At 60.6% G+C, this 9061-nt stretch carries 5 protein-coding genes and 3 pseudogenes; 4 read left to right on the forward strand and 4 right to left on the reverse strand.

Features of this window, described 5'->3' with window-relative positions; genetic code table 11:
• Window positions 1–452: 452 nt before the first annotated feature.
• From MHX53_RS11860 to MHX53_RS11430, 4 genes and pseudogenes are all read left to right on the forward strand, one after another.
• Window positions 453–933, forward strand: a pseudogene (locus tag MHX53_RS11860) (IS256 family transposase); the annotation flags it as partial.
• Between the two features lie 819 nt (window positions 934–1752).
• A pseudogene (locus MHX53_RS11420) lies at window positions 1753–2666 on the forward strand (transposase); the annotation flags it as partial.
• 164 nt (window positions 2667–2830) lie between these two features.
• A complete protein-coding gene (locus MHX53_RS11425; RefSeq protein WP_102238201.1) occupies window positions 2831–3154 on the forward strand; it encodes a VOC family protein in 324 nt (107 codons plus the stop codon).
• Between the two features lie 328 nt (window positions 3155–3482).
• Window positions 3483–4452 (forward strand): annotated as a pseudogene (locus MHX53_RS11430) (ABC transporter ATP-binding protein); the annotation flags it as partial.
• On the opposite strand, the gene MHX53_RS11435 reads toward MHX53_RS11430, so the two are convergent.
• The 4 genes from MHX53_RS11435 to MHX53_RS11450 form a co-directional block, all read right to left on the reverse strand.
• Window positions 4391–5224, reverse strand: coding sequence for an isoprenyl transferase (locus tag MHX53_RS11435; RefSeq protein ID WP_102238202.1), 834 nt, complete (start codon window positions 5222–5224; stop codon window positions 4391–4393). The pseudogene MHX53_RS11430 and the gene MHX53_RS11435 sit on opposite strands and share 62 nt — an antisense overlap.
• Complete coding sequence (gene recO, locus MHX53_RS11440; protein WP_102238203.1) at window positions 5221–5949, reverse strand: DNA repair protein RecO; 729 nt, start codon at window positions 5947–5949, stop codon at window positions 5221–5223. Before recO ends, MHX53_RS11435 begins: the two co-directional genes overlap by 4 nt.
• Window positions 5946–7706, reverse strand: coding sequence for a 2-isopropylmalate synthase (gene leuA, locus MHX53_RS11445; protein ID WP_239272780.1), 1761 nt, complete (start codon window positions 7704–7706; stop codon window positions 5946–5948). Before leuA ends, recO begins: the two co-directional genes overlap by 4 nt.
• Before the next feature lie 163 nt (window positions 7707–7869).
• The gene (locus MHX53_RS11450) at window positions 7870–8871 is read right to left on the reverse strand and encodes a DUF6636 domain-containing protein (RefSeq protein ID WP_239272781.1); all 1002 of its coding nucleotides are present in this window, start codon (window positions 8869–8871) and stop codon (window positions 7870–7872) included.
• Between the last annotated feature and the right edge of the window lie 190 nt (window positions 8872–9061).

Genomic DNA, 9061 nt, shown 5'->3' on the forward strand with positions numbered 1-9061 from the left:
CCCCTGCCCAATACCTGCACCGTCACTATCACGCATTCCAGGGGCTACAGGAATCCGGACCCCACCAACCATCCCAAGCTCCGGGGTTCGCGTCTGGCTGGGTTGTCATGCTGTCCCGCGACCCTGCGTCCCACATCGAGGACATCTTCTCAAATCCCTGATATAGGTTAGGCTTACCTAATTCCCGGCGACGAGAGGCTAGCCTTGAAGACATCCACACCTGCCCCATGGTTGCAGCATGTCCCGGCTGTCGACGGTGACGGCGATGCGCACGTGATCGTGTATCCCCACGCCGGTGGCGGTCCGCGCTTCTACCGGAATCTCTGCCGGACACTGGCTCAGTACATGAACGTGTGGGGGGTTATAGGCAGGAATGTGTGTATGGAATGACTGATTTCATGTGCGACGGCTAGGCGTGATGCGGGGTTGAACATGCTCTGGGAGCATGTTCGGTGCAAGTTGCGAGGAATCACCCCCGGTGCGGTGTATGTGGCACCAAGCTGGTCAAGAACGGCACCACCAGCGCGGGGCGCACGAGATGGCGATGCAAAGCATGCGGCGCGTCGACGGTACGCAGCCGCGTAGACGTTACCCGGCGTGCCCAGCTCGACCGTTTCGTCGGGTGGTTGCTGAACCCCTTCGCCCCAGTGCAGCCTCGGGGGGACGGGACGCTCGTTTCGTGCATCGACGGCGTGGTGCTGGAACGTCGAGGTACCCCAGCCGACGGTCACCGGCGAGGTCTTGCCGACGGTCATGCTCGACGGCACCTACCTGCAGGGCTGGTGCTTGCTGATCGCGTTCTCCGGCCAGCACGTGCTGGGCTGGCAGTGGTGCGATCGGGAGTCCAAGCCGGCCTGGACCGCACTGCTGGAGCGCCTCCCGGCCCCGGAGATGGTGGTCGTCGATGGTGGCCGCGGGGTAGCGGCCGCTGTCGGGTCTCGAACCTTTTGACTCGACCCCATACTTTTTGACGCCTCCTAGTGGAAGCGGGTACGGGAGCCGCCGGATCGGCTCTCCTAGGCTCCACGAGCCCTCAAGAAGGCAATCAGCCCCGGCGCTGGCGCCGCGCTGCGCCCAGAGACCCACCCCGACAAGCGAAAATTCCCACATGGCTCCCTGCTGCCGGAACTACGGGGCTTTGTAGTCAAATAGGCGTTCAGATGGAACTCCGCCCCTAGGTAGAGCTGGGCGGTCAGGGTGAGGACCACGGCAAGCCGAAAAGGTGGTCTGACAAGCGTTGCGCGCGAAATCCCGGTTGGTTCACCCCACTTCGGTGACCAGTCAGGGCGGCGACGCATCGTCTCAACAGGGCTGTAACTGGCCCACATCAATCCCGCTGAAATCTCGAGAAAACCCTAGTCGTAAGCGGTATCTGCATTATCTGCCGTACCTATCGCAAATCTTGGTCTTGTATCCATCGTGACCGGTTATGCGAAAATTTCACACCACGATGGATACAAACGCGCGCGAACTGCGATTTAGCCGCTTGATTGGTTCACTTCCAGTAGGCAAAGGTCGCTTACCAAACTGTCACCTCTGCTTGAGCGGCAGATCGAGGCCATCAGCAAGAAACTGGAAGTACCCGTTGCTCTTTAGAGCGTCTTTGCCGAATATTCCTAGCGTGGCGTGGCAGTGGAGTCCCGCATAGTGGTGTGTAGCCACTCGGTGGTCGGTCCCGTCGTGAAGGTCGGCGCGGTCACCGTGTAATCCTTCGAGGAATCTCCTACAACCCTCTCGAACGGAGTCATCACAATGATCGCTCCTCATATTTTCGACCCTGCTGGCCTGCTGGGCGAAGTCCTGGCTGAGGCGTCCCCGGACCTGATGCGTGACCTGCTGCAGACGGTGATCAACGCGCTTTTGTCGGCGGACGCTGATGCCGTGTGCGGCGCCGAGTGGGGCAGGCCCAGCCCCGAGCGCACCGCGCAGCGTAACGGCTACCGTCACCGCCCTTTGGACACTCGCGTCGGCACCATCGATGTCGCCGTCCCCAAGCTGCGCAAGGGCACCTACTTCCCCGAGTGGCTCATAGAACGACTCAAGAGCTCCGAGGCGGCGCTGATCACCGTGGTCGCCGACTGCTACCTCGCCGGGGTCTCCACCCGCCGCATGGATAAGCTCGTCAAGACCTTGGGGATCAACTCCCTGTCCAAGTCGCAGGTCTCGCGGATGGTCACCAGTGACGCTCACGCCGGTCTGGTCGAGGCCATCAGCGCCAACATCCCCGGCGCCTCGTGCCAGCGCTGTCGCACCCACTAAGCCGCCAACCTCATGGCCGTGACCCCCAAGAGCCTGTGGCCCGCCGTCAAGGCGATGCTGCACTTGGTGTACGACCAGCCCGGCGCCGCCGCGGTCAACGCCCAGTTCGACCGACTGCTGGACTACGTGTGCGACAAGCTCCACGCCGTCGCCGAGCACCCGGACGCGGCACGAGACGACCTGCTGGCCTTTACCGCCTTCCCCAAGGACGTGTGGGTCCAGATCTGGCCCAACAATCCCAACGAGCGCCTCAACAAGGAGATCCGCCGCCGCACCGACTCCGTGGGAATCTTCTCCGCCGAGACGCCATCACCCGCCTCCTAGGAGGGGTCCTGGCCGAGCAGACCGACGAGTGGGCCGAAGGATGCCGCTACCTCAGCCTCGACGTCCTGGCCCGCTGCCGCCTCCACATCGTCCCCACCAACGAAACCGAGACCATCACCGACCAGCACCTCCCAGCTCTGACCGCCTACCCCCCTTACAAGCAGCCCGAAGAACCGTTACACCACGCAAAGGGACTTGAACTTCTTCTGACTCCGCCCATAGCATAAGGGGCCTGACGAGGCTCACCATGATCGAGTTCCCTTCCAACGACGCAAACGCGTCCGCCCAGTTTTTCAAAGACGCGTTCACCTTGGAGCATCTGGCGTACGGGTCCCAATACACAGACGTGCAGTTGGGAGCAGAGCAAACGCTCGGTTTCCAGGGTGATGCGGGCGAGGCACCCGCAGCGCCGCTGGTGGTTCTCGAGGTAGATGACCTGACGACCGTCCGGGCCGACATCGAAGCCGCGGGTGGGACGATTACTGTCGAACCCTTCGACTTCCCAGGCGGACGACGTATGCACTTCCGAGAGCCCGGCGGCAACGAGCTGGCTGTCTGGGTTCGAGCCTGACAAGCCGAGAATGGTCCGCAGTGCGGACCCCCTTGAGAGCGACGATGACGATGTGTAACAAACGCGCACGGTTCCCACGGGGATCGGCTGCACCCGTGTCTCCGCCTCGTCACAAGCGGAGTCGCTCAAGGCGCAATCTGTCGCGCTCGAAGCGGAAGGGGGCGAACGGGTATTCACCGACGTTGCGTCCGGTGCGCGCCGACCGGCGGGCAGGGCCAAGTTCACTACCGAAGACAGTGGCTACCGAGACGCCAATGCGCACGCTCTGCGCACTGTGGCCGCCTTCTCGGGCCTCACCCGTCTGGTGACCAACGCGTGCCAGATCGCCGTGATTCTCGTGGGTGCGTTCATGGTGATAAAGGGACACACTGAGGTGGGCGTTCTGACCGCATTCCTCATGTCTCTTCGCCGTTTTTACGGGCCGCTGAATGAGCTGATCCAGAACTTCAACCTGTACCAGTCGGCCAAAGCCGCGTTGGAAAAGGTCGCCGCGGTCCTCGCCGTGTCCCCCCACCGTGACCACCCGACCGGGTTCGGAGAAAGAACTGCCGGAGACGACCTCGGGACGCCGGATTGAGTTGACCGGTGTCGAGTTCGCGTATGCCGACGGCGCGACCGTTCTTCCTCGTATGAATCTCACTGTGGACGCTGGACAGACGGTGGCCCTGGTGGGTGCGACGGGTGCGGGGAAGTCCACTCTGGTCAAACTCATCACCCGGTTTTACGACCCCAAGGCGGGGTTCGTGAGCGTCGACGGTGTGGATATACGCGATATCAGCGATGCCGAACTACGCCGCAATATCGTCATGGTGACGCAGGAGTCGTACCTGTTTTCTGGATCGATTGCCGACAACATTCGCGTGGGTAAACCAGACGCCACGGACGCCGAGGTGGAAGATGCCGCGCGTGCTGTGGGCCTGCACGACTATGTGGCTGGGCTCCCGGACGGTTACAACACCGATGTGAAAAAACGTGGCGGTCGGTTAAGCTCCGGGCAGCGACAACTCGTGTCGTTTGCGCGAGTGTTCCTGGCCGATCCGCGAGTGATCGTGCTAGATGAGGCCACAGCGCATCTGGACATTCCCACCGAGCGGCTCGTGCAAAAAGCGCTCGAATCGGTTCTTGCTGATCGCACGGCGATCATCATCGCGCACCGTCTCTCCACGGTCGCGATCGCCGACCGAGTCTTAGTCATCGACGCCGGTCGGGTGGTTGAGGACGGTACACCCGATGAGCTCATTCACGCCCGCGGGCGCTTCTCGCAGCTCCACAGCGCGTGGAGGGACACCCTCGCCTAGTGTTCTGGGGCTTATCCACGGCCCCGCCGAAACGCCGGTCACGCTGAGCGTACTCGAGGATCGCGTCCCACAGGGTCCGCCGGTCGACATCGGGCCACAGCACGTTTTGGAACACCATTTCCGCATACGCGGACTGCCACAAGAGGAAGTTCGAGGTGCGCTGCTCCCCCGATGACCTCAGGAACAAGTCCACGTCGGGAATGTCGGGGTTGTAGAGTCTGCTGTGCAGGCTACGTTCCGTGAGCTTCCCCGGCTTGATCTTGCCCGCAACCGCATCTTCGACCGCAGCGTTCATGGCGTCGACGAGTTCCGCTCGTCCACCGTAGTTCACACAGAACTGGAGGGTGAGTGCCGTGTTGTTCTTGGTGAGTTCCTGAGCGTCTTCCAGTTCTTTAATCACCGAGCGCCACAGTCGGCCACGGCGACCCGCCCACACGATGCGGACCCCGGCGGCGTGAAGTTCTTCCTTGCGCCTGCGGATAACATCGCGGTTAAATCCCATGAGGAAACGTACTTCTTCTGGAGACCGTTTCCAGTTTTCAGTGGAAAAAGCGTAGGCGCTCAAATACTTCACGCCGATCTCCATGGCCCCGTAAATCACGTCGAGCAGGGACGCTTCGCCTGCTTTGTGCCCTTCGGTTCGAGCAAGTCCACGTTCGTTTGCCCAGCGACCATTTCCGTCCATCACCACTGCCACATGCGTGGGCAGAATGTCAGCCGGGATGTCCGGTGGGGTTGCTCCACTGGGGTGGGGCGGGATTGCTTGGCTCATTGGACCTCCACAAGGTTGAGAGATTTCACGCGACGTTCCAAGTGCCACTGTACGTAGTCGTACACAATCCGAGATGCACGGTTGACGGCGTGTGTGTGAGCGAGGTGCGCGTCGGCCCAGTTCGCGTTGAGCAGGTTGTGCAGAAGAACGGTCGCGTCTTCCCCGGCGTTCGCATCGGCCGCAGTTCGGCACGCAACGCACACGACTCCCCCGCTGGAAAAGGAGAACGCGCGGTGGGGCCCCGGTGCCCCGCAGCTCACACATGCGTCGAGTCCCGGCTCCCAGCCCGCCGTGCGCATGGCGCGCAACAGGTAGGCGTTCAGGGCTAGCCGAGGTGGATGTTCCCGGTTGCACAACGACCGTAACGCTGCTGACAGCAGCAGGTACTGATCGCGCGTATTGGGTTCGTTCTCGGTCAGTTTCGCCGCGGTTTCGGCCATAGCGGCAGCCGCGGCAAACACGTCGTAGTCCCCCACGATTCCGTGTCCAAACGGTTCGACGAGCTCTACTTGCGTGACGATGTCGAGGTTGCGCCCAATGTGGGCTTGGAAGTCGACCATCATGAACAGGTCGAGCCGTGACCCGAAGCGACTTTTGGTGCGACGTACACCTTTCGCAACGGCACGGACCAGACCGTGGTCGCGCGTCAGGATCGAGACAATGAGGTCGGCCTCACCAAGTTTGGTGTGGCCAACCACAATGCCCGTATCCCGATAAAACCTCACGCGTCGTCGCGAACTGCCCGGTTGACGGCGGAAATGAGCGCACGAATCGATGCTCGTGTGATGTTCGGGTGCATTCCAGCACCCCACAGCACACGGTCGCCAACGGAGAGCTCCACATAGGCGGCTGCCATGGTGTCGGCTCCGGCACCAATCGCGTGTTCGGTGTAGTCCTGAATGCGGACGTCAAGACCGAAGTGCTCGTTGAGCACGTTCACGGTTGCGTCCAGTGGACCGTTGCCGTGGCCCACATAGGAGCGTTCCTGGCCGTCTACCAAGAAGGCCAGCTCGATGCGTTCGGTCAAACGCGAGTCGAACTCTTCGGACTGTGATTCGGTCTTAAAGCTCAGCGGACGGAAACGACCCCACTGCATTTCAGACGCCTCGGCCGGCAGGTATTCATCCCGGAACAGTTGCCACATGTCGCGAGCCGAAACTTCTCCGCCCGATTCTGTGCGGTTCTGCACGACTTTCGAGAACTCCACCTGCATCCTCCGTGGCAGATCCAATCCGTATTCGCTCTTGAGCAGGTAGGTGACTCCACCCTTGCCCGACTGCGAGTTGACGCGAATAACCGCCTCGTATGAACGGCCCAAGTCCTTGGGGTCCACCGGCAGGTACGGCACGTCCCATTCCATGTTGTCGACCGCGATGCCGGCTTCCTGGGCTTTCTTTTCACGGTCTTTGAACGCCTTGTTAATGGCGTCCTGGTGCGACCCCGAGAACGAGGTGAACACCAGGTCTCCGCCGTATGGGTGGCGTTCGTGAACCCCGATCTGGTTGCACTCCTCCACCGTGTGGATCACTTCGTCGATGTTGGAGAAGTCGAGTTCAGGGTCCACGCCCTGCGTGTACAGGTTCATCGCAACCGTGACCAGGTCCAAGTTACCGGTGCGCTCACCGTTTCCGAACAGGCACCCTTCTACGCGGTCGGCTCCTGCCATGAGTCCCATTTCGGCCGCAGCGACACCGGTTCCGCGGTCGTTGTGCGGGTGGAGGGAGATTGCGATCTTGTCGCGGTTGTCGATGTTGCGGCAGAACCATTCGATCTGGTCGGCGTACGTGTTTGGCGTTCCGCGTTCTACCGTCGCAGGAAGGTTCACCACGGTGTCGCGTTCACCGTCTGGTCCCCACTGGTCCATGACGGCTCCCACGATGTCCACCGCGAACTGGGGTTCCGTGTCGACAAAAATTTCTGGCGAGTACTGGTAGCCAAAGTCGGCATCTCCCAGCATCGATTCGGCGTACTTCATCACGGCCTGTGTGCCTCGCACCGCAATGTCTGTGGTTTCGGCGTACCCGTTGCCTTTGAACCCAAACACGACTTTGCGGAAAACCGGAGCCGTCGCGTTATACATGTGGACGGTTGGTTTCTTAACTCCTATCAGCGACTCGACAGTGCGTTCGATGAGGTCTTCACGTGCTTGTGTCAGAACGGAGATCCGCACGTCGTCCGGGATTGCGTCTTCTTCAATGATCTGGCGTACGAAGTCGAAGTCGTGCTGGCTGGCTGCGGGGAACCCCACCTCGATTTCTTTGAAACCGAGCTTGACCAACAAGTCGAACATTTTGCGCTTGCGCTCCGGCGTCATGGGGTCGATGAGCGCCTGGTTACCGTCGCGCAGGTCCGTTGAGAGCCACCGAGGTGCCTTCGTGATCCGCTGATCTGGCCACGTGCGGTCCTTCATGTCGATCTGAATGCGGTCAAAGAACGACTTGTATTTGTGGAACGGCATGGGGGTGGGTTTTTGGTTGTTCATGAGCGTCTCCTCGTTGTGAAGTTTGGGGCCATGACAAACTCCGCGACGAGGCTTGGCCTAGGAAAGCTCGTCGCGGCCGATAAGGAGGAGACTGAACATGGGGCCATGTTATGCACGCTGTCAGTTCGTTTCATAGGCACGACACCATGTGAGATTGCGCTCATCACCCGTCGAAGTCGGCAGTAGCTCGCGCTACCCGAAACTTATGCCCTTCGGAGGACTCACACGTCATACCGTCTTCGCCGGAACGGCAGGTGAAGCCGTGTGCGCTCACTGTTTCGCCGTAGTCCAGGACGCTCGCTTCTGTAGGTAGTCCACGTTTCACACAGGAGAAACCCGAAGCGTTCTTTTCCACCACGACAACGGAGCCGTACGGATCCACGTCGCATTCCTTAGGGGCGTCGCCGGGGTCGTAATCAAATTCGCGGATCGTACACCGTGCCCTGTCGGCATCAATCGTGCACACAATGTTGCTTGAAGGCGACATGAACGCTTTCACGTCTTTTGCTTCGTCGCCTTTGCCGTCCTCGGAGTCATCAGTCGCGCCGTCTTCGCCGGAGCCTTCAGTGTCCTCGCCGTCAGTGTCCTCCGACTCTTCACCGCCGATGCTTCCGCCGTCACCACTGGTTTGATTGTCAGCCTGCGAGTTCGCATTTGACCGTTGCATCTGGTCGAACACGATGTACCCACAAATCCCCAGTGCCGCGAGCACAGCGACCACCATCATGGCGATCGCTATCCCTGGAACTTTCCGCTTGGGTTTCACGGGCTGTGCTACGTGAGGCTGAGCCTGTGGTTGAGCTTGTGGCTGAGCCGCAGGATAAGCCTGTGGTTGGGGCTGTGACGGTGGTTGCTGTTGGGGTGGAGAAGGAATGGGTTGCTGAGGAGGTGACTGAGGAGGCCGAGGTGGTTGCTGAGGTTGCTGTGGCTGCTCTGAGCGTTGTGACTGGATGGAGGGCCCATACGACCCAAGGTCAGAAGGGGTGAACTGGGTGGTGGGTGCGGAGTAGTCGTCTGTCTTGCTCTGGCGACCCATTTCTTGGAGTTCTTCAAGGCTTAAGCTACGTGTAGCTTCCTGAGAGCTTTCGCCCGCCGCGTCCGACGTTTGGGGACGCACAAAGAGTTGACGGGTGAGTGATTCACGCTCGTGGTCACGGTTGCTCATAACCCTGTAGTTTACAGACTGCGGGAATCTTTTCCCGCGTGGCTCCCCCAAATCACAGGGTGCGATCATGACATAATGAGCGCATGTTCGTAAAGAAAACTGTGACCCTTGCGCTGTGTACAGGTGGCGTTCTCGCCGCCATCACTGCCTACCCTGCAGTTTCCGACGAACAGCAAGAACTCCAGCCACC

The organism is Brevibacterium sp. ACRRH (assembly GCF_022346365.1).
Lineage (GTDB): Bacteria > Actinomycetota > Actinomycetes > Actinomycetales > Brevibacteriaceae > Brevibacterium > Brevibacterium paucivorans.

Bases quoted from the DNA above. Each gene is read 5' to 3' on its own strand.
- MHX53_RS11425 (WP_102238201.1), top strand. From the start codon at position 2,831: ATGATCGAGTTCCCTTCCAACGACGCAAACGCGTCCGCCCAGTTTTTC.
- MHX53_RS11435 (WP_102238202.1), bottom strand. From the start codon at position 5,224: ATGAGCCAAGCAATCCCGCCCCACCCCAGTGGAGCAACCCCACCGGAC.
- leuA (WP_239272780.1), bottom strand. From the start codon at position 7,706: ATGAACAACCAAAAACCCACCCCCATGCCGTTCCACAAATACAAGTCG.
- MHX53_RS11450 (WP_239272781.1), bottom strand. From the start codon at position 8,871: ATGAGCAACCGTGACCACGAGCGTGAATCACTCACCCGTCAACTCTTT.